The following is a 17,893-nucleotide window of genomic DNA, read 5'->3' as shown; positions in this document are numbered from 1 at the left end:
GAAAGATTAAATAATACCTTTCGACAAAGGATTTCTCGGCTGGTGAGAGAGAGCATATCTTTCTCTAAAAACATTGAGAATCACGTTGGGGAACCCTTTGGTATTTTATCCATGACTACAATGCACAGCAAAGCAAAGGATTAAGCCGCCATCACTACTACCGAATCACCACCCAACTATTTATTAGTACATGACATAAAAGCAAGCTGTGATTGAGTTATAATTTTTGCAGATGTCTAATGAACTGAAAACTCACAGGGTGCATCTCATATTGGTGACTTTCTCTCACTTATGGTGAGCAGCAGAAGTTATTAAAAGAGGGCGAATGCAATTCGCCCCTACAATAATATTATTGCGCCATCTGATAACTGATAACTGATAACTGATAACTGATTAAGACATTTCTAACATTCTTTGAATCGGCAACAGTGCCTTAACTCTTAAATCTTCAGAAATAGTAATTTCTGGAGTTTTATCTCGCATACAGAGATACAATTTTTCGAGAGTGTTCAGTCTCATGTAGGGACACTCATTACAAGCACAGTTATTTAAAGCTGGTGCGGGGATAAATACTTTCTCTGGGGCGGATTTTTGCATCTGGTGAATAATCCCCGGTTCTGTGGCGACAATAAAGGTTTTTTCGGAACTTTTCAGGGAATAATTTAATAGTGCCGTCGTGGAACCAATATAATCGGCATGGCGTAAAACCGATGCTTCACACTCAGGATGGGCGATAATTTTTGCTTCTGGATGGGCGACTTTTAATTCTATTATCTTGCGTTCGGAAAAAGTTTCATGGACAATACAACTACCCTGCCAGAGAACTAAATCTCTACCAGTTTGCTGACTGACGTAACGACCTAAATTGCGATCGGGAGCGAAGATAATCGGTTGATGGGCAGGGATTTGATTAACTATTTTGACTGCGTTGGAACTGGTGCAGATAATATCACTCATGGCCTTAATTTCTGCACTGCAATTGATATAGGAAATCACGATATGATCGGGATATTGGGCTTTAAAACGAGCAAAATCTTCAGGATGACAACTATCAGCTAAAGAACATCCTGCATCTAAATCCGGCAGCAATACCAACTTATCTGGGTTTAAGATTTTAGCTGTTTCTGCCATGAAGTGAACCCCCGCAAATACGATCACATCTGCTGGCGTTCGGGCAGCCTGTTGGGATAAACCGAGAGAATCACCAATATAATCAGCTATATCCTGTATGTCAGAATTTTGATAGTAGTGAGCCAGAATAACGGCGTTTAATTCCTGTTTAAGCTCTTTAATTGCTGTAAATAGGTCATCAGGTAAGCTCGATCGATTTGCGGGTTGAACAGTTGTGAACACGGTGGCATTTATGGTTATTTTTACCAAATACTAAACAAGTCCCTATATCATAGCAAATTTTTTTAAAGTGATTAGGGAGCGAGAGCTTTTTTCCGTGCTCAGTAAACAGTCATCAGTAATCGGTGAACTGAAAACTCACATCTGATCACAAGGGCCGAATCTAAAACCTAATTGGTTAAGTTAAAAGCTTTGATGTGCTTAGTTTCTACCTTCTTTTTTGGAGCCTGTTGCCTTGTACCATGATTAACTCCCAATCCCACTTGAACAACCCGCTTCCTTCTCCCCAATGCTGTAACAAAAAACAACTATCCCCCGATAGCGATCGCTATTGGTCGAATAATTATAAATTTTTGTCAAGGGGTGCGGTCAGACATAGGAATCATCGCTAGAATGAGCCTGAATTGTCAGAAATTTAGTTAAACAAGGTTTTTGGCAATATGCTAATCTGGCTAACACGCTTTTGGACGTGATATGGGGAAAACTTCTTGCGATCACGCTTAAATGGGGTGATATACAGAAAGTTTCTACATATCGTTACTCTGGAGAGTGTTATACAGAAAGTTGACCTATAATATGTAGTTATGCCGCTTAGTCCTTGGTAGGGGCGTAACCGGAGCCGAAGCTGTTGGGATGTAGGGTTAGACTGGCGGAAAGTTTTTAGTAAAGTGTAATTTAAGGTTACTTGTGAGCAAACATTGCTCTGGAGAAAATTTCATAGTATAATCAGCGCCGAGCCAAATACATACTGAACGCAGATGCTTGAAGAATTTGTGAGCTTAGGGAAGTGGTGGCTTCCTAACAAACCAGAAGTAGTAGTTCCAGGAAAACTAAGCTTTTCGCCTGAGAGTGGCGCAACATTAGAATTAATTGGTTCGTTTTATAGTTCACAACTTAAAGAGATAGGTCAGGTAAAGATTTCTTCCATTGAAGGGGAATCAAATCTAACATCAGGTGTACGACTTGACTTTATAAAGCCTGAGGAAATCATTATTCTCGGTTTGCTTGATAACAATGAAAAAATTACCTTATACAGGTGTTCTGGACAAGTTAAAAGCTTTGAATTTACAAAACTCACAGCGAGTCTTTCATTCAATGTCGAGTATGTTTTTAGAAAAATTCACTTTGAATATGAACAGGACATAAAATTGAAATCTATTTCTGTTCAATATTCCCATCTAGAGAAATGGGTTGGCAAATCTGGAATAGAGGTTTTTGTATCTCAAGAAGAGAACAAAATATGGATGAGTTATCAGCCGCCATCGAACATTCATTTGACGAAAATTGGCAGTCTCGATTTATATATTACCTTTTCTTCAGTATGTGTTTATCCATTTTACCCTAACGCGTACAATGCAAATATTGAGCAAAAAACTTATCTGACCATACAAAATCCCTGCAATCAACCAATAGATGATTGTGTCAATTTATTGATAAGATTCAGTGATTTGTTAAGCTTTGCAATGACAAAAGCAACTTCAGTAATTAAGGTTACTGGGAAAGCAGATGTCATTCATGAAAAGCCTGTACAGCAAGCAAATGGAGATTTCACACTGGAAAAAGAGGCGCGGGAAACTCAAGTCATCATAATATTTGGTTTATGGAATCCTACGAAGAGTTCTGAGATAAACTTGTCCCCCGATAAAATGCTATTTCTATTTAGTGATGTAGAAAACAATTTGGGATCATTCTTTGAAGCATGGATTAATAAAAGGGAGGAATATGAACCTGTTTTTGACTTGTTAATGGCAACAATGTATAGCTCTAGCCTTTACTTGGGTTATAAATTTCTAAATATAATCCAAGCTTTGGAGGCTTATCATACAAGCAAGTATGAAGGTTCATATCAAGATAAAAAGATTTACAAACAAGGACTTTACCAGGAATTTATAAAGGTATTGGACAAATTTCCAAGTGAAAGTGATAATCAAGAAAATGGAATTAGTGATGAGTTTAGAAATGCTTTAAAGGGAAACCTAAAAAATCAAACAAGCTTTACTTTAGAGACAAGACTCAAAGAAATTCTTAATAAAGTGTCCTCCTTGCTGCCAAATAATTTTATAGGAAGCGTAAAAGATAGGGAATTATTTTCTAGGAGAGCTTCTGAAACTCGGAATGCATTGACGCATCATGATAAAGAAAAACGACAACAGGCGGCAAGAGGTCGGGAGTTATTTCAACTTTTTCATACGTTGACTGTGATCCTACAAATTTGCTTATTAAGAGAGCTAAACCTTCCCGATGAGTCTATTAAAATTCTTGTGGAGCGAAATAGAGCATATCAGAAAGAATGGCGACCATCTTCAAACTGATTAACCACTCACGATTATATTGCTTGTTAAGTGCGATCGCTATTGCTGTAGGGTGCGTTCCCTAATGCAAGTCCTACTGCTCCACTGATCGATTTTGGGGAACGCACCATGCACATTTATTGAAGTTGTGGGTTAAAGTGCGATGCCGCTCTGGTGGGTTGAGTTCTGGATTGGCAACCTGTCACCGAGCAAACCCGACGATGTTGGAATGATTCTGATAGCTGACGGCTAATAGCTAAGGGTTATCAATGCTAGGATAAAGGCTTGAGTAGAGAACGATCGAGCCAAAGCCATGTCATCGACAGAAGTAAAAACCCCACCCCCAGACAGTCCTGAATTCCTCGATGAGTTACCCGGAGAAGTGGAAATGTCCTTATTTGACCACTTGGAGGAGTTGCGGCGCCGGATTTTTTATAGTTTAATTGCCGTGGCTGTGGGTGCGGTGGGATGTTTTATCTTCGTTAAACCCCTAGTACAAGTGCTGGAAGTTCCCGCCCAAGGGGTAAAATTTTTGCAGTTGGCCCCGGGAGAATTTTTTTTCGTCTCCCTAAAAGTAGCTGGATATAGCGGCATACTGGTGGCTAGTCCGGTCATTCTCTTGCAAATTATCCTCTTTGTGCTGCCGGGGTTAACCCGTCGCGAACGGCGTTTAATTGTCCCGGTAGTGTTAGGATCGAGTGTCTTATTTTTTGCCGGTTTATTTTTTGCCTATATTGCCCTGATTCCCGCCGCTTTAAACTTTTTTGTCAATTATGGGGCGGAAGTGGTCGAACAAGCTTGGTCGATCGAGCGCTATTTTGAATTTGTCTTACTTTTACTTTTTAGTACCGGCATCGCCTTTCAAATTCCCGTTATTCAATTGATTTTGAGCTTTTTAGGCATTATTTCCTCGCAAACGATGTTATCGGGGTGGCGTTTCGTGGTTTTAGGGGCAGTGATTTTAGGCGCGATTTTAACCCCTTCCACAGATCCTCTCACCCAATCCCTGTTAGCAGGGGCGGTCTTGGGTTTATACTTTGGGGGCATTGGGGTGGTGAAATTAACGGGACGTTAGCAGTTTTTTGATAAAATTTGACGGCTGAAAACTAATTAAGCCAGAAAGCTAGAGATTGATTCTAGATTGAGTAACAAAGTGAAATATTTTTTCTTAACGGCAGGTTGGACAATAGGACGGGTGTGGGAATTTGGCGGTTTGTGGGATCACGCGAGTAGTTGGCGACGACCACCGCAGATAGAGCGATTAAATATCGGTATTTTAGAGGGAGAACAGGTTTTATGGCTTTATAGGGTGGAAGAAGCCGTGATTATGGTAGAAGTTGCCCCCAAGAGTGCAGAAATTGCCGATACTGTCCCCACCATCGGGCAAGTGGTGCTAAAACGCTTGATTAGTGCCGAACAAGTCCTCGAAATCCTGCAAAATGCCGAAGAACTGCTGAGGAAGTAATCAGTTATCAGTTATCAGTTATCAGTTATCAGTCATAATTCCCCATCTCCCCACAGCCCACACCCCACAGCCCACACCCCACACCCCACTTCCTTATTTGGACTATTCTGGCCGAATACCGATCGCAAAGACTTGAAATCTGTTCTAACAATAGTTACACTTCTTTAGAATAGATACACTTTTCAAGGGATAATGTAGGTCGGCTAACTCTTGCACTTAACAGTCGAGATTGTTGGGCTTATATTTTCACCCTGAATATAAAAAGCGTCTAAGTGGACACTAAATTGTCAATAGGAGGAGCGTAGTCAATGGGACTACCTTGGTATCGAGTACACACAGTCGTTCTCAACGACCCGGGCCGTTTAATTTCCGTTCACCTGATGCACACCGCACTGGTAGCGGGTTGGGCTGGCTCCATGGCCCTCTATGAGCTGGCTATTTTCGACCCCAGTGACCCCGTATTAAACCCGATGTGGCGGCAAGGAATGTTCGTGCTGCCCTTCATGGCCCGTTTAGGTGTCACTGGTTCATGGGGTGGCTGGAGCGTCACCGGCGAAACTGGTGTTGACCCCGGTTTCTGGTCTTTTGAAGGCGTTGCCGCCGCTCATATCGTCTTATCCGGTCTGCTATTCCTAGCGGCGGTTTGGCACTGGGTTTTCTGGGATTTAGAATTATTCATCGATCCCCGCACGGGCGAATCTGCGCTCGATTTGCCGAAAATGTTCGGTATTCACCTGTTCTTATCCGGTTTACTTTGCTTCGGTTTCGGTGCTTTCCATCAAACAGGCCTTTGGGGTCCCGGGATGTGGGTTTCCGATGCCTACGGTTTAACCGGTCATGTGCAGCCCGTAGCTCCCGAATGGGGACCGGCTGGTTTTAACCCCTTTAACCCCGGGGGTGTGGTAGCTCACCACATTGCTGCGGGTATCGTCGGGATTATCGCCGGTTTATTCCATTTAACCGTTCGTCCCCCCGAAAGACTCTATAAAGCCCTGAGAATGGGTAATATCGAAACGGTGCTTTCTAGCAGTATCGCCGCCGTTTTCTTTGCCGCTTTCGTCGTGGCCGGAACCATGTGGTACGGTAATGCTACCACCCCGATCGAACTCTTTGGCCCGACCCGTTACCAATGGGATAAGGGCTATTTCCAAGAAGAAATTGAGCGTCGCGTCGAGGCCAGCATCGCCAACGGAGCCACCATCGCCGAAGCTTACCAAGCAATCCCTGAAAAACTGGCTTTCTATGATTATGTCGGTAATAGCCCCGCTAAAGGTGGTTTATTCCGTACTGGTGCCATGGATAGCGGTGACGGTATCGCTAAATCTTGGTTAGGACACCCCGTGTTCAAAGATGGCGAAGGTCGCGTCCTCAGCGTGCGTCGGATGCCTAACTTCTTTGAAACCTTCCCCGTTGTCCTGACCGACTCGGAAGGTATCGTTCGCGCGGATATTCCTTTCCGTCGTGCGGAATCGAAACTGAGTATCGAACAAAGTGGTGTCACCGTTTCTTTCTACGGTGGCGCTCTCGATGGTCAGGTCTTCAGCGATCCTGCTGATGTGAAGAAATTTGCCCGTAAAGCGCAACTCGGTGAAGCTTTCGAGTTTGACACCGAAACCCTGAAGTCTGACGGGGTATTCCGCACTTCTCCGAGAGGTTGGTTTACTTTCGGTCATGCTGTCTTTGCTTTACTATTCTTCTTCGGTCACATCTGGCACGGTTCTCGTACTATCTACCGCGACGTATTCGCCGGGGTAGATCCCGATCTGGAAGAACAAGTGGAATTCGGTTTATTCCAAAAATTGGGTGATCTTAGCACTCGTAAACAAGAAGTTTAGTTTTAGCTAAATCATCCATATAACTAAAGGAGTCAAGTCTTTGACTCCTTTTTTTAATTAGGGCTGGCTGAATAATGGTAAAACCCTTTTAAAATAAGGCTTTTGACCTGTTAAAATCCGATGTTAGTGCTGCGAATATAGGATTAAGACCTTCAAAAACCTGGCATTATCCTTCTTGTAGTACATAAACTGGTACGAAAAGAGAGGGCAAGAAAGCCTGAAACGACCGGCTACTGACGACCGACGACCGACGACCGACTCCTAACCCCACCAACAAACTTTTTGCCGCAAACCCTATTTATTCCCCTTTTTGCATGAGTGCATGAGTAGAAAACGGGTTTCTCCGAGAAACCCGTTTTCTGTGCGTTACTCAACGGATTTAGTATTAGTATAAAGTTCGATCGAGCTTTACTTTTAACCGAATACTGAAAAAACCGCTAGTTAGGGTTTGCTGAATAAATGTGAAATATAGACTAGGTAAGGGTCTTAGGGTCTTTTTTCGCTCCCACAGGTGCAAGATTTTGAGAGAATCATGTTTCAAAACCTTACATCTTCATCGGCCCGCGTCCTGTAGGGGCGAAGCATTCGGGCATAACCTATCGCTGAAACCGTAGATTTCCTATGCGAATGCTTCGCCCCTACTTTTTCAGCAAGGCCTAGTTATAGAAATAACTAGGCCTTGCTGGGGAAAATTACCCGTAATGGAATTACATAGAGGAACCTAAACCAGCGTAAGCTCCGTAGAAGAAAAGACCAACCACGGCGATAACGCCTAGACCGGCGATGGTGGCGACTAACCACAAAGGAATACGACCTTCTGCGAACATGAATAACACCTCCTAATTGCGATGACAATGAATCGGGACTAATTAGTTAAAGAAATAGCTGGAAAATAAAATTCCCAAGACAGCAACTAGGAGTAAACCTAGGTAAAGAGAAGTACGATTTAACTCGACAGCTTGCCGATTCGGATTAGGTGTTCTTTCCATAATTGTTCTCCTAGCGTTGAATAAACTGCATTGCCGCAATTGCACCGATAAAGAAGACAGTGGGAACCGCTAAGGTATGAACTGCCAACCAGCGAACGGTGAAAATGGGGTAAGAAATGGGTTGATTGGGATTACCACTAGCCATTGTTTTTATCCTTAATTAAAGTAAACTACTGATTAAACTGCTCGATTTGATTTTTGGCCTCAAAGCGATCATTAATGATCGGTAATTCTTGACGCTCTTGAGTGTAATACTCATCGGGACGGGGAGTGCCAAAAACATCGTAAGCTAAACCGGTACTCACGAATAACCAACCTGCGATAAACAGCATGGGGATGGTGATGCTATGGATAATCCAGTAACGAATACTGGTAACGATATCGCCAAAAGGACGTTCGCCGGTACTACCTGACATGGACGGTTCTCCTCGGAATGATAGGACTTGAAAAATTCAATCTCTATAATAGAGACTTTCTTGACCCTGAGACAAGTTTTAGGCCGATTCGCTAGGGGGATTATATTTCAGTAAAACCCCATTTTGTCCCAAGACAAAACCCTTGTCGGAATTGATAAAAACAATTCGATAGAGATTGGAGGGGACACTTTCCACCGCGCGATCTTTTTGCCAAGATTGGCCGCTGTCATGACTGACCAAGAGATTGCCGCTACCACCAGCGACCCAAATTTCTTCGGGGCTGCGGTAGTTGAGGTCCAAAAGTCCCCAACTGGTGGAAAACTCTGGGAATACCTTATCTTCCCATGTATCGAGATCATTGGGGCTAGTAAATTGTAGTTGACCACCCCGGGCCAGGGCCCACAGTTCTCCTTTTTCACCATAACCGACTTTTTGTAAACGGCGGGAGGAAAGACGATTGTGGGGTTGCCATTCTGTTGACCCCGGTTCCCAAGTGGAATAAAAGTTACCGCGTGCGGAAACGGCCACGTATTTACCATCATGGGAACGAACAATTGTCCGGGCCACACCCACAGCACCTTCCACTAAAGCTTGCCAAGTTTTGCCCCCGTCTTTGGTGCGGTAGATAGCGCCTAAATCCGTGACCATTTCGGCGGTTTTGTCGTTCAGGGCGATAATTCCGTAGGGGGAACCGGGTAATTTTTCACTTAAGGGGATACGGGACCAGCTGCTGCCCCCGTCTTCGCTATGGAGAAGAATTGAGGGTTTACCGACAATCCAACCCTCTTGGTCGTGGAAACTGACGGCGCTAAAGCTAACTTTTTCTTCGCCAAGGTTGAGGACTTTTTGCTGCCAGCTGTCCCCCCCATCGGTGGTTTCAAAGAGGGTAGATTTGGTTCCCACTAACCAACCGTGCTGCAGGTCGTCGGTAAAGGCGATATCGGCAAAAGTGGAGTCAGTGTCGAGGGTGAGGATTTGCCAAGGACTACTGCTCAGGGATGGCACACTACTACAGCTAAAGCAGAAAAAGGCTACAGCTAGAACTATTACGAATTGTTTCAGTTTTCTCATCAATGGTTCAGAGGTATTGGTCAAGGAATCGGGACGGATTAGGGTTTGTACCCGATGGGTTACAGGCTCATAAGAGCCGTTGGATTAAAGATAATGAGTGCTTGAGTTAGTTTAAACCATATAAACTAATAAAGAAAACAAATCCTAGCGCTAAAGCCCCGAAAATCAAAATATTTTTTTGTGCGGGAGTCAGACGGTTAACTCCAAAACCATAGCTAAGATTTTCTTGGAATCCCGAAGGAGCATCTTTGGCTCCGATGTTGATAAATTGGGAACGACGCACACCACACACGGGACAGCGCCACGTTTCTGGCAATTCCTCGAAGGGGGTTCCAGCGGGAGTGTTGGTTTTACTATCTCCCTTGCTGGGGTCGTAAACGTAGCCGCAGGAGCGACATTCGTGGTTGGCAGGGGCCTGGTCGGCTAGGGTTAGTTCTGGTGGGCGATCGCTCATAACTAAGATTAAAGGAATTTTCAACACTCTGTTACAAATTATCCTTGAAAATTGACCCCTCTCACGGCCAACCCCTGACAGAATACCAAGTTTTCAAGTCTTAAAAGGATTAGCGAGGCAGCATATCGGCTTTAAAAAAAGTAAGATTAATCTATTAGGGCTTAAATGTCTATTAAAACTTTATTAAGTTGATATTTGGGCTATTTACCCTGATTTTGGTAGTCAAATTTATTCCGAGAAATTGAGAAATTTCAGGCAGGGAAGAAATTAGGGGTCTGATAGCAAATCCTGTTTAAAAGGTGGAGGAGATTGGGGAGCGCCAGAGCAGGGAGCAGGGAGCAGGGGGAAACAATCCATAACTGGGTTTTTAAAGTTGGATTGGGAGTTAATCATGCTATTAAAAGCGGATTTGGTATCATATTGAATAAATTTAATCACTTTTAGCGATCGCTTTTATATTTTGGCATAAATGGGCTGCTCCCTCCCTGTTCCCCAAAACGAAAACTTCGCACCTCACTATTAAGATAACTGCTATCAACCTTATATTATAGGTATATAATCAACCTTAACTATACCTTAAAAAGAGAGTAAAAATTGTGTTCAACCAGCTTGATTGGAATCCTGCCTACTCAATTGAAACCTTAGAACCAAATACGGTATTTTTTCTATCTGAGCGAGAATCAATCTGTTTCCAAGAGCCGCTTTATTATCGTTTGGTAAGATTAATTGATGGTCAACGTAATCTTGATGAAATTATTGATATTCTTCAGTTAGAATTTTTACAAAATCAGGAAATCAATCCCAATAATGCTAATTCCTTCGCAGTTATTGTTAATTATAGCTTGGCAATTCAAAAAGCGATTTTTCAGTTATATAAACGAGGGTTTTTGTTAGAAAAAAAAGAATTATTACCGTCTAATTTAGCAATTTTATGCCATCATCTTCAGGTTTCTCAATCCCAAGCTTTTGAACGATTACAATCTCTGAAGGTTACAGTTAAAAGCCTAGGCGCAATTCCCCAGCAAGATTTGATCAATATTTTAAATTCCTTGCAAGTTCAAGTCGCAGATGAAGGAGACTTAACCATTATTTTAACCGATAATTATCTTCATCCTGATTTAGAGAGTATTAATCAACAAGCTTTAGCCTCACAAAAACCGTGGTTATTAGTTAATCCCCTGGGAAATCTAGCCTGGATTGGTCCCTTATTTGATCCCGATAAAACTGGTTGTTGGCATTGTTTGGCTCAACGGTTACGAGATAATCGTCCCGTGGAGGAATTTATTATTAGACAGAGAGAAAATAAGATTTCTTTAATTTCTCCTTTAGGGTTTTCTTCAGCGACAATACAGACGGTTTTAAATCTGACGGCTATGGAGGTTTTTAAGTGGATTATTCAAGGTAAAAATCAACGTTTAGAAGGAATGCTAATGACTTATGATACTTTAAATTTACAATTTCAAGAGCATATTTTAGTTAAACGTCCGAACTGTCCTAGTTGTGGATATTCTCTAAATAAAACACCTTTACCCGTGGTTTTGGGACATCGTAAAAAGGCTTTTACCAGTGATGGGGGACATCGTTTTTGTTCTCCTGAAGAAACCTTAAGAACCTATCAACATCTTATCAGTCCCATTACGGGAATTGTGCGAGAATTAAATAAGATACAAGGGAATGCTTTAGTTCATACTTATGTAGCTAAACATCATTTTCGCAGTGTCTTTGATGATTTAGACAGTTTACGGCAAAATATTGGAGGTAGAAGTGCGGGAAAAGGCCGTACAGATAGTCAAGCAAAAGCAAGTGGATTTTGTGAAGCTATTGAGCGCTATTCGGGAGTTTTTCAAGGGAATGAAATCAGAGAAAAAGCGAGTTATCAAGAGTTAGGAGATAAAGCTATTCATCCTAACAAATGTATGAATTTTAGTGAAAAACAATATCAACATCGAAAAGAATGGAATGCGAAGAATCAAGGATGGTTTCAAAAAGTCCCTGAACCTTTTGATGAAACTAGAATCATTGATTGGACTCCTGTATGGTCTTTAACTGCTCAAGATTTTAAGTATTTACCGACGGGATATTGTTATTATGGTTATTCTCAATCTGAACCCTTAGATTGTTGGGCTGATTCTAATGGCTGCGCCGCAGGAAATACGATAGAAGAAGCGATTTTACAAGGGTTTATGGAGTTAGTGGAACGAGATTGTGTGGCCTTATGGTGGTATAATCAATTAGTTAAACCTTCCGTTAATTTAGAGAGCTTTAATGAGCCATATTTTGAGCAATTAAAGCAATATTATGAGGGGTTAAATCGGGAGCTATGGGTGTTAGATATTACCAGTGATTTGAATATCCCTTGTTTTGCGGCTATTAGTCCGAGAAAGGAGCGGGAAGTGGAGGACATTTTGTTAGGGTATGGGGCGCATTTTGACCCGAAAATTGCTATTAGTCGAGCGTTAACGGAGGTTAATCAAATCTTACCGAATGTGTTATCTTTTAAGGAAGATGGGACAACGATTTATACTCCCTCTGCTGATCCTTTGGCGGTTAAATGGTGGCAAACGGCAAGGTTAAGCAATCAATCTTATTTAGTTCCCGATAGTAAAATAATACCCAAAAAAAGTAATGATTATTTACAATTAGCCAGTGATGATTTATTAGCAGATGTTAAATTGTGTCAGCGAATTGTTGAGTCAAAGGGGATGGAAATGTTAGTATTAGATCAGACTCGTCCTGATATTGGTTTAAGGGTGGCTAAAGTCATTGTCCCCGGAATGCGTCATATGTGGAAGCGTTTAGGGGCAGGAAGATTGTATGATGTTCCTGTTAGCATGGGATGGTTAAAAGAAGCTTTGACGGAAGATGAATTGAATCCTTTTCCCATGTGGATGTAACCCTTGTTCATGGTCAATTGTTGATGATTTTAAGTTACTTGGTGAAGATTTCGAGTTTAACTTTCATTCCCGTTTTATCTAAAAGACTGAGTAATTTATCAACAGTAAAACGGCTAATTTCTCCATTCATTAAATCACTAATTTTCGGTTGTGTTTCCTCGAAAAAAGTGGCGGCTTCTTGCTGTGTCCATCTTTTTTCTTGGATAAAAGACCGCAAGGTTAACATCAAATCGGCTCTAATTTTTAAGTTAGTTGCTTCTTCACTGTTAAATCCTAAATCTTCAAAGATGTTATCGCTACCAAAAGTGATCTCAATAGGGTTAGATTGTGTCATGGTTATCCCTCCTGTAATTGTTGTCTAAATTGAATCATTTGTTGATAACGTTTTTGTCCCAATTCAATTTCTTTTTTCGAGGTTTTCTGTGTTTTTTACCGAAAGCATGAAGGACATAAATCGCTTCTTTAAACCTTGCCACATAAAAGATTCTGTAGGTTTCTCCTGTCCAAATTCTAATTTCTTCTGTTCCTTGACCAATAATGGGAATGGGTTTAAAATCATTGGGTTTCTCTCCTTGTTGAATAGCTCTCAGTTGAAAACCTGCTTTACGCTTTGCGTCTTCAGGAAAATCTCTAATATCTTCCCTTGACGTCCCAATCCAGTAAATGGGTTTATCTCCCATGTTGGGGTTAATGATTAAGGTTGATACCTAATTTAGTATAACAGGATCATCAGTTTGTCAATTGTTCGTTAGTTAACAAGCAAGATAATGATCATTTTAGTTTAACTGAATCTAAGTAAAGTGTATCAGGGCAAATATCTCGTTCATGAGGCCATAAGCAAACTGATTCCTGATAGGTAAAAGGTATGTCACCGAAGTAACACACCTTTATTAGTGTTGGTTTTTGTTGCTTCAATCTAATCTAGAAGAGCGGCTGGATCATTGGGAGCTATTCCTTCATCTTGATCTAAGATCAATAATATTTTCATTTGTTGAGTTACACTAAATAAGCGCAATCGAATATTGACTGAAAATTGAATCACTTGTAATGATAGGGAGATTTTCAGCCATAGATTGAGCAATAATAATGCGATCAAAAGGATCTCTGTGGTGAAAAGGTAGAGAAGCATTAATTTTTAGATGCTCTAGTTCAAGATTTAGTAAAACAATCCTACTTTCGTTCACTTCTTTCTCAATAAACTCTTCATAGGAAGGAACTAACCTTAACTTTCCTAAATTATATTTAATAGACATTTCCCAAAGACTGGCGATACTAAGATAACTAAAATTGTTCTCATCTTCAATTAAATCTTTGAGAGCATTGCTTAATCTAGGATCGTCATTAACAAACCAAAGAAAAATATGTGTGTCCAATAAAAAAGTCATTCCCTGTAATTTTGAAAGTCTTCAAGAGGTTCATCAAAGTCATCGCTCATCCATACTTTTCCCTTAGCACTTCCTCGTTTTAAGGGTCGTTTGATGGGGGAAATTTTGGCTACTGGCTCGTCGCCTTGCATAATAACAATTTCTTCTCCGTTAATTGCCAAATCGAGAAGTTTTGAGAGATCGGATTTAGCTTGAGCTATATCTAATTTAGTCATAATGTTAAATCTCTATTTAAGTTTTCAAAAAATCTTGCCAATGTTCTTCGTCATCAGCTACGATGGTAATCATTCCTTGACATAGTCCGGGGACTAGGCGTTGGGGCGGTATGGGTATTGGCCCGATTAATTGGGCAATTGGACGATTATTGTCGGTGATTAACAATTCTTCCCCCAGTTTGAGATTGTCAATCAGTTCGGGGAGTTTAGCCTGGGCTTCTTTGAGAGAGATGATCATGGATGTTGGGTTCTATCTAACTCATGGTGATAACGCTACAATTTTAACTGAATCTCAGCAAGGAATAGATAAAATACGGTTGGGTTTCACTATCGTTCAACCCAGCCTACACTCTCATGTTAAGGTTAAGTACGAAGATAAACCCAATTTCTAGGCCGATCATTCCTCAATTTTAACTGATCTAAGCAGAAAATAAATAAGCTCTCCTGATGACTGATAGATAAAAGGTGTGTCACCGCAGTAACACACCTTAAATAAAATATTGTTGGGTTTCGTTGTTTCAATCCAATCGAGAAGAAGATGCGATCGCTGATCACAAAAATTGCTATCATAGAAACTATTGATATTCAATGATTTAGGGGTAATCATAATGACACAGTTAACTGAAGAACGAAAACAAGAGATTATTGCTGAAGTTTTAGCAGCGAGAGCAAACCGTGAACAATTTCTATTAGAGATGAAACAACGGCAACAAGCAGGGTTAAAAATTGCTCAAAAATGTGCTAGTCTCCTTAAAGAGAAGTATGGAGTCACGAAAGTTGTTTTATTTGGTTCATTGTTAAATTATGAAGAAATAACTCCCCATTCTGATCTTGATTTAGCGGTTTGGGATTTACCAGAGAAAGATTATTTTAAGGCGATAGCAGAGTTAGATAATGGACAGGATTTTGAGGTGGATTTAGTAGAAGTTCAAAAGGCTCATCCTTATATTTTAGAGGCAATTGCTCAGGGGGTCGAATTATGACTAATTTATCAATTCAAGATAGAATTAATCAAGAACTCAATAAAATTCTTCAAGCCCTACAACAGTTAGAGATATTTTTAAGAGAATTATCTAATCAATCGGATGTCATGTATCAAAACGCATTAATTCTATTGCGCTTAATTTCCATGGAGTTTATACTGGAATTGAGCGTATATTTGAAGCGATTGCTAAAAAAATTGATCAAAGATTCCCAACGGGGGATAAATGGCATCGAGATTTATTAGAGCAAATGTCTGTTGATATACCTAAGGGGAGAAAAGCAGTTATTACAGAAGAAACAAGGCTCATTTTGGATGAGTTACGGCGGTTTCGTCATCTGGTGAGAAGTGCTTATTCTTGCCAATTAGATGAGGAAAAGGTTTTAATCATCGCCCATCAAATTGTTAATTCTTATCAAACCATAATCAATGAAATTCAATTGTTTTGTCATAATTTAAGTAAGGGAAAAACTTAATTAAAGATAACTGGTAATCGCACTGAATCTAAGTAAAGTGTATCAGGGCAAACATCTTGTTCATGAGGCCATAAGCAAAGTTATTCTGGACTTAAACGTACCTGTAGGGGCAAACCCCCTGTGGTTGACCCCGTGTTGCCCCTGTAGCGCACTAAGCAATACAAGCGCGTAAATCATTAAGAGTAATCATCAACGTCATCGGTTCAAGAGGAGACACATCAAAACCTAAAGCCAAATAAAAATTCTTAGCTTCTTCTGAAATAGCATGAACAATAATTCCCCGAATACCAATGGTATCAGCCGCTTTAACAACCCGTAGCGCACCATCACGAAATAAACCGCATCCTAAACCTTGACCTTGGTAAGAAGTATCTACTGCCAATCGTGCCAAAATTACCACTGGAATTGGGTTAGGCATATTCCGCCGAAATTTACCATTAGCTGATTGTATACTAATCGCCCCGGAAGCAAGGGCGTAATACCCAACTACCCTATTGTCAACGCAGGTAACAAAAGTTCTAGTTGCACCACTGGCTTGATTAGCATAAGCTCGACGCTTCAACCAATCATCAAGAGAAGTAATTCCGCAGGAAAAATCAGTGATTGAGTGATAACTAGCCAGAGGTTCAGGTGGTGTCAAATTCATTCCTTCTCCCAAGGTGCGAGCGTCTGCATGGTTTTGCGTAAACGTTCATTAGGTTGAGGTGGTGCATCTAGAAGTGCGATAAATTCTGCATAAGCCTCTGGACTAGCCCAAAAAATAGTACGTTCGAGCAAAGTTTCCTCCGCAGCATTCCGCGCGGCTTCCAAAATAAAATCAGTTCTATTCTTACCTTGCACTTTGGCTGCCATATCGATCAAATTGCGTTCTTCTGGCTTAATTCGCAAATTTAGGGTATTACGCGGAGTCCTACTTTTTGTTTTACTACTCATAAGATGGGTGTGTAATTCCAAACTTAATTATTTTAACATAATGTAGTGACAACGACATTACACTATATACGATACGATACCAGGATTTTTCAGAGAGATGAGCATCATTTGATGAAAGTCTAGGCTTCAAACCTTTCCATTATAACTGATAGGTAAAAGGTATGTCACCGAAGTAACACACCTTTATTAGTGTTGGGTTTCGTTGCCTCAACCCAACTACAAGAGCGGCGTGCTGCTATGCAGTGCCGTAGGCATCGCACTATTATTGAGGAATTAATTTAATTAAACTTCTTAAGGTCGCATTAACGGATTCCGAATTAGGAAAATATTTTTTAACATCAGGATCAAGAATAATTACATCATTTTGCGCTGGAAAATGTTCAACCGTTTTTGTTCCATCTTCATGATGAATAGTAACGCTATGACCTTCCCGATACTGTTGGTAATATTTTCCGCGAACAGGATTTTTAAGTTGACTTAAATCATATTCTTCTCGCAAGTCATCTTCTAATTCATCTTGGATTTTCTCGTTCATAATATCTCCTTTCTTTGGGTGTAACTAATCTTGCACTAATTAAACGAATTTTATGATCACGATCCGTATAAGAAACAAATAGAAATTTACCTTGATCTGATCAACCTATTATAAGATAGCGATTCTCTCCTGTAGAATGGTCAGGATCATCGAAATTTACAGCTAAGGGATCATCAAATACGGTGGATGCTTCTTCAAAAGAAATGTTATGTTTTCTTTGATTTATTTTTGCTTTCTGTTTATCCCATTCAAATGCTAGTTCCAACTCATTGCCACTTTGCCAACTGAAACATATCCCATTATAGTATATCCTGATGGCCTAATAACAATTTTTCCTGTGCGATCGCATCTTCCCAAAGTTTGATTAATAGAGAGATCTATAAGCGATCGCTGCTGATAGTAAAAGGTATGTCACCGCAGTAACACACCTTTATTATTGTTGGGTTTCGTTGCCTCAACCCAACCGACAAGAGCGGCGATCGCTGATCACAAAAATTGCTATCATAGAAACTATTGATATTCAATGATTTAGGGGTAATCATAATGACACAGTTAACTGAAGAACGAAAACAAGAGATTATTGCTGAAGTTTTAGCAGCGAG

23 protein-coding genes and 2 pseudogenes are annotated in these 17,893 nt (G+C 40.7%); 9 read left to right on the top strand and 16 right to left on the bottom strand.

Annotated features, from left to right (window positions below):
* Positions 1–194, top strand: a pseudogene (locus IM500_RS19620) (IS1 family transposase); the annotation flags it as partial.
* A gap of 199 nt (positions 195–393) precedes the next feature.
* Here the strand turns inward: IM500_RS19620 and nadA are convergent.
* Positions 394–1,353 carry a quinolinate synthase NadA gene (nadA, locus tag IM500_RS19615; protein WP_287739375.1) on the bottom strand — a complete coding sequence of 320 codons (960 nt, stop codon included), beginning with the start codon at positions 1,351–1,353 and terminating at the stop codon, positions 394–396.
* Positions 1,354–2,108: 755 nt separating this feature from the next.
* Between nadA and IM500_RS19610 the strand changes: the two genes are divergently transcribed.
* From IM500_RS19610 to psbB, 4 genes are all read left to right on the top strand, one after another.
* On the top strand, positions 2,109–3,662 hold the full coding sequence (locus IM500_RS19610; protein ID WP_190722665.1) for an ApeA N-terminal domain 1-containing protein: 1,554 nt from the start codon (positions 2,109–2,111) through the stop codon (positions 3,660–3,662).
* A 292-nt stretch (positions 3,663–3,954) separates the two neighbouring features.
* Positions 3,955–4,716, top strand: coding sequence for a twin-arginine translocase subunit TatC (gene tatC, locus IM500_RS19605; RefSeq protein ID WP_002770330.1), 762 nt, complete (start codon positions 3,955–3,957; stop codon positions 4,714–4,716).
* Between the two features lie 78 nt (positions 4,717–4,794).
* Positions 4,795–5,106: a hypothetical protein gene (locus IM500_RS19600; protein WP_190722666.1), complete on the top strand. Its 312-nt coding sequence runs from the start codon at positions 4,795–4,797 to the stop codon at positions 5,104–5,106.
* A gap of 308 nt (positions 5,107–5,414) precedes the next feature.
* On the top strand, positions 5,415–6,941 hold the full coding sequence (psbB, locus tag IM500_RS19595) for a photosystem II chlorophyll-binding protein CP47 (protein WP_149986009.1): 1,527 nt from the start codon (positions 5,415–5,417) through the stop codon (positions 6,939–6,941).
* Between the two features lie 707 nt (positions 6,942–7,648).
* Here psbB and IM500_RS19590 read toward each other — a convergent pair.
* The 6 genes from IM500_RS19590 to IM500_RS19565 all read right to left on the bottom strand — a co-directional run bounded on the left by IM500_RS19590 (position 7,649) and on the right by IM500_RS19565 (position 9,871).
* Complete coding sequence (locus IM500_RS19590; RefSeq protein WP_043995402.1) at positions 7,649–7,768, bottom strand: photosystem II reaction center protein J; 120 nt, start codon at positions 7,766–7,768, stop codon at positions 7,649–7,651.
* Positions 7,769–7,810: 42 nt separating this feature from the next.
* Entirely contained in the window at positions 7,811–7,930 is a 120-nt protein-coding gene (gene psbL, locus IM500_RS19585; protein ID WP_002735805.1) for a photosystem II reaction center protein PsbL, read from the bottom strand.
* 10 nt (positions 7,931–7,940) lie between these two features.
* Complete coding sequence (gene psbF, locus IM500_RS19580; RefSeq protein ID WP_002736175.1) at positions 7,941–8,075, bottom strand: cytochrome b559 subunit beta; 135 nt, start codon at positions 8,073–8,075, stop codon at positions 7,941–7,943.
* Positions 8,076–8,100: 25 nt separating this feature from the next.
* Positions 8,101–8,346 carry a cytochrome b559 subunit alpha gene (gene psbE, locus IM500_RS19575; RefSeq protein WP_002749269.1) on the bottom strand — a complete coding sequence of 82 codons (246 nt, stop codon included), beginning with the start codon at positions 8,344–8,346 and terminating at the stop codon, positions 8,101–8,103.
* 78 nt (positions 8,347–8,424) lie between these two features.
* A complete protein-coding gene (locus tag IM500_RS19570) occupies positions 8,425–9,417 on the bottom strand; it encodes a photosynthesis system II assembly factor Ycf48 (protein WP_061431901.1) in 993 nt (330 codons plus the stop codon).
* A 106-nt stretch (positions 9,418–9,523) separates the two neighbouring features.
* A complete protein-coding gene (locus IM500_RS19565) occupies positions 9,524–9,871 on the bottom strand; it encodes a rubredoxin (protein ID WP_002736293.1) in 348 nt (115 codons plus the stop codon).
* Positions 9,872–10,467: 596 nt separating this feature from the next.
* Here IM500_RS19565 and IM500_RS19560 point away from each other — a divergent pair.
* A complete protein-coding gene (locus tag IM500_RS19560) occupies positions 10,468–12,765 on the top strand; it encodes a TOMM precursor leader peptide-binding protein (protein WP_287739374.1) in 2,298 nt (765 codons plus the stop codon).
* A gap of 34 nt (positions 12,766–12,799) precedes the next feature.
* Here the strand turns inward: IM500_RS19560 and IM500_RS19555 are convergent, their stop codons facing one another.
* From IM500_RS19555 to IM500_RS19535, 5 genes are all read right to left on the bottom strand, one after another.
* Positions 12,800–13,099 (bottom strand): helix-turn-helix domain-containing protein, encoded by a 300-nt coding sequence (locus IM500_RS19555; RefSeq protein ID WP_012266232.1) that lies wholly within the window; start codon positions 13,097–13,099, stop codon positions 12,800–12,802.
* 34 nt (positions 13,100–13,133) lie between these two features.
* Positions 13,134–13,445 (bottom strand): type II toxin-antitoxin system RelE/ParE family toxin, encoded by a 312-nt coding sequence (locus tag IM500_RS19550; protein ID WP_272081863.1) that lies wholly within the window; start codon positions 13,443–13,445, stop codon positions 13,134–13,136.
* 321 nt (positions 13,446–13,766) lie between these two features.
* The gene (locus IM500_RS19545) at positions 13,767–14,150 is read right to left on the bottom strand and encodes a type II toxin-antitoxin system VapC family toxin (protein WP_002757635.1); all 384 of its coding nucleotides are present in this window, start codon (positions 14,148–14,150) and stop codon (positions 13,767–13,769) included.
* A complete protein-coding gene (locus IM500_RS19540) occupies positions 14,147–14,365 on the bottom strand; it encodes a type II toxin-antitoxin system Phd/YefM family antitoxin (protein ID WP_002738737.1) in 219 nt (72 codons plus the stop codon). Before IM500_RS19540 ends, IM500_RS19545 begins: the two co-directional genes overlap by 4 nt.
* Before the next feature lie 16 nt (positions 14,366–14,381).
* Positions 14,382–14,603: a type II toxin-antitoxin system Phd/YefM family antitoxin gene (locus IM500_RS19535; RefSeq protein WP_002757634.1), complete on the bottom strand. Its 222-nt coding sequence runs from the start codon at positions 14,601–14,603 to the stop codon at positions 14,382–14,384.
* A 370-nt stretch (positions 14,604–14,973) separates the two neighbouring features.
* Between IM500_RS19535 and IM500_RS19530 the strand changes: the two genes are divergently transcribed.
* Genes IM500_RS19530 through IM500_RS19520 form a run of 3 tightly spaced genes read left to right on the top strand, consistent with a single transcriptional unit; the run spans position 14,974 to position 15,823 of the window.
* Positions 14,974–15,348: a nucleotidyltransferase family protein gene (locus IM500_RS19530; RefSeq protein WP_002757633.1), complete on the top strand. Its 375-nt coding sequence runs from the start codon at positions 14,974–14,976 to the stop codon at positions 15,346–15,348.
* Entirely contained in the window at positions 15,345–15,593 is a 249-nt protein-coding gene (locus IM500_RS19525) for a hypothetical protein (RefSeq protein ID WP_287739373.1), read from the top strand. Before IM500_RS19530 ends, IM500_RS19525 begins: the two co-directional genes overlap by 4 nt.
* The gene (locus IM500_RS19520; RefSeq protein ID WP_353737927.1) at positions 15,479–15,823 is read left to right on the top strand and encodes a ribonuclease toxin HepT-like protein; all 345 of its coding nucleotides are present in this window, start codon (positions 15,479–15,481) and stop codon (positions 15,821–15,823) included. Before IM500_RS19525 ends, IM500_RS19520 begins: the two co-directional genes overlap by 115 nt.
* Positions 15,824–15,974: 151 nt before the next feature.
* Here the strand turns inward: IM500_RS19520 and IM500_RS19515 are convergent, their stop codons facing one another.
* From IM500_RS19515 to IM500_RS19500, 4 genes and pseudogenes are all read right to left on the bottom strand, one after another.
* Positions 15,975–16,469, bottom strand: coding sequence for a GNAT family N-acetyltransferase (locus IM500_RS19515; RefSeq protein WP_002738857.1), 495 nt, complete (start codon positions 16,467–16,469; stop codon positions 15,975–15,977).
* The gene (locus IM500_RS19510) at positions 16,466–16,756 is read right to left on the bottom strand and encodes a type II toxin-antitoxin system TacA family antitoxin (protein ID WP_287739371.1); all 291 of its coding nucleotides are present in this window, start codon (positions 16,754–16,756) and stop codon (positions 16,466–16,468) included. Before IM500_RS19510 ends, IM500_RS19515 begins: the two co-directional genes overlap by 4 nt.
* 262 nt (positions 16,757–17,018) lie before the next feature.
* Positions 17,019–17,291, bottom strand: coding sequence for a hypothetical protein (locus IM500_RS19505; RefSeq protein ID WP_002799473.1), 273 nt, complete (start codon positions 17,289–17,291; stop codon positions 17,019–17,021).
* Positions 17,269–17,556 (bottom strand): annotated as a pseudogene (locus IM500_RS19500) (BrnT family toxin). The gene IM500_RS19505 and the pseudogene IM500_RS19500 overlap by 23 nt, the downstream one beginning before the upstream one ends.
* Positions 17,557–17,893 lie beyond the last annotated feature (337 nt).

Source organism: Microcystis sp. M179S2 (assembly GCF_020245805.1).
GTDB classification, from domain to species: domain Bacteria; phylum Cyanobacteriota; class Cyanobacteriia; order Cyanobacteriales; family Microcystaceae; genus Microcystis; species Microcystis aeruginosa.
Note: the sequence above shows the minus strand (reverse complement) of the source record. Positions and strands in the feature narration are given on the sequence as shown.

Coding starts and splice junctions, on each gene's coding strand:
- IM500_RS19610 (WP_190722665.1), top strand. CDS start 2,109: ATGCTTGAAGAATTTGTGAGCTTAGGGAAGTGGTGGCTTCCTAACAAA.
- tatC (WP_002770330.1), top strand. CDS start 3,955: ATGTCATCGACAGAAGTAAAAACCCCACCCCCAGACAGTCCTGAATTC.
- psbB (WP_149986009.1), top strand. CDS start 5,415: ATGGGACTACCTTGGTATCGAGTACACACAGTCGTTCTCAACGACCCG.
- IM500_RS19590 (WP_043995402.1), bottom strand. CDS start 7,768: ATGTTCGCAGAAGGTCGTATTCCTTTGTGGTTAGTCGCCACCATCGCC.
- psbL (WP_002735805.1), bottom strand. CDS start 7,930: ATGGAAAGAACACCTAATCCGAATCGGCAAGCTGTCGAGTTAAATCGT.
- psbF (WP_002736175.1), bottom strand. CDS start 8,075: ATGGCTAGTGGTAATCCCAATCAACCCATTTCTTACCCCATTTTCACC.
- psbE (WP_002749269.1), bottom strand. CDS start 8,346: ATGTCAGGTAGTACCGGCGAACGTCCTTTTGGCGATATCGTTACCAGT.
- IM500_RS19570 (WP_061431901.1), bottom strand. CDS start 9,417: ATGAGAAAACTGAAACAATTCGTAATAGTTCTAGCTGTAGCCTTTTTC.
- IM500_RS19565 (WP_002736293.1), bottom strand. CDS start 9,871: ATGAGCGATCGCCCACCAGAACTAACCCTAGCCGACCAGGCCCCTGCC.
- IM500_RS19555 (WP_012266232.1), bottom strand. CDS start 13,099: ATGACACAATCTAACCCTATTGAGATCACTTTTGGTAGCGATAACATC.
- IM500_RS19550 (WP_272081863.1), bottom strand. CDS start 13,445: ATGGGAGATAAACCCATTTACTGGATTGGGACGTCAAGGGAAGATATT.
- IM500_RS19545 (WP_002757635.1), bottom strand. CDS start 14,150: ATGACTTTTTTATTGGACACACATATTTTTCTTTGGTTTGTTAATGAC.
- IM500_RS19540 (WP_002738737.1), bottom strand. CDS start 14,365: ATGACTAAATTAGATATAGCTCAAGCTAAATCCGATCTCTCAAAACTT.
- IM500_RS19535 (WP_002757634.1), bottom strand. CDS start 14,603: ATGATCATCTCTCTCAAAGAAGCCCAGGCTAAACTCCCCGAACTGATT.
- IM500_RS19530 (WP_002757633.1), top strand. CDS start 14,974: ATGACACAGTTAACTGAAGAACGAAAACAAGAGATTATTGCTGAAGTT.
- IM500_RS19525 (WP_287739373.1), top strand. CDS start 15,345: ATGACTAATTTATCAATTCAAGATAGAATTAATCAAGAACTCAATAAA.
- IM500_RS19515 (WP_002738857.1), bottom strand. CDS start 16,469: ATGAATTTGACACCACCTGAACCTCTGGCTAGTTATCACTCAATCACT.
- IM500_RS19510 (WP_287739371.1), bottom strand. CDS start 16,756: ATGAGTAGTAAAACAAAAAGTAGGACTCCGCGTAATACCCTAAATTTG.
- IM500_RS19505 (WP_002799473.1), bottom strand. CDS start 17,291: ATGAACGAGAAAATCCAAGATGAATTAGAAGATGACTTGCGAGAAGAA.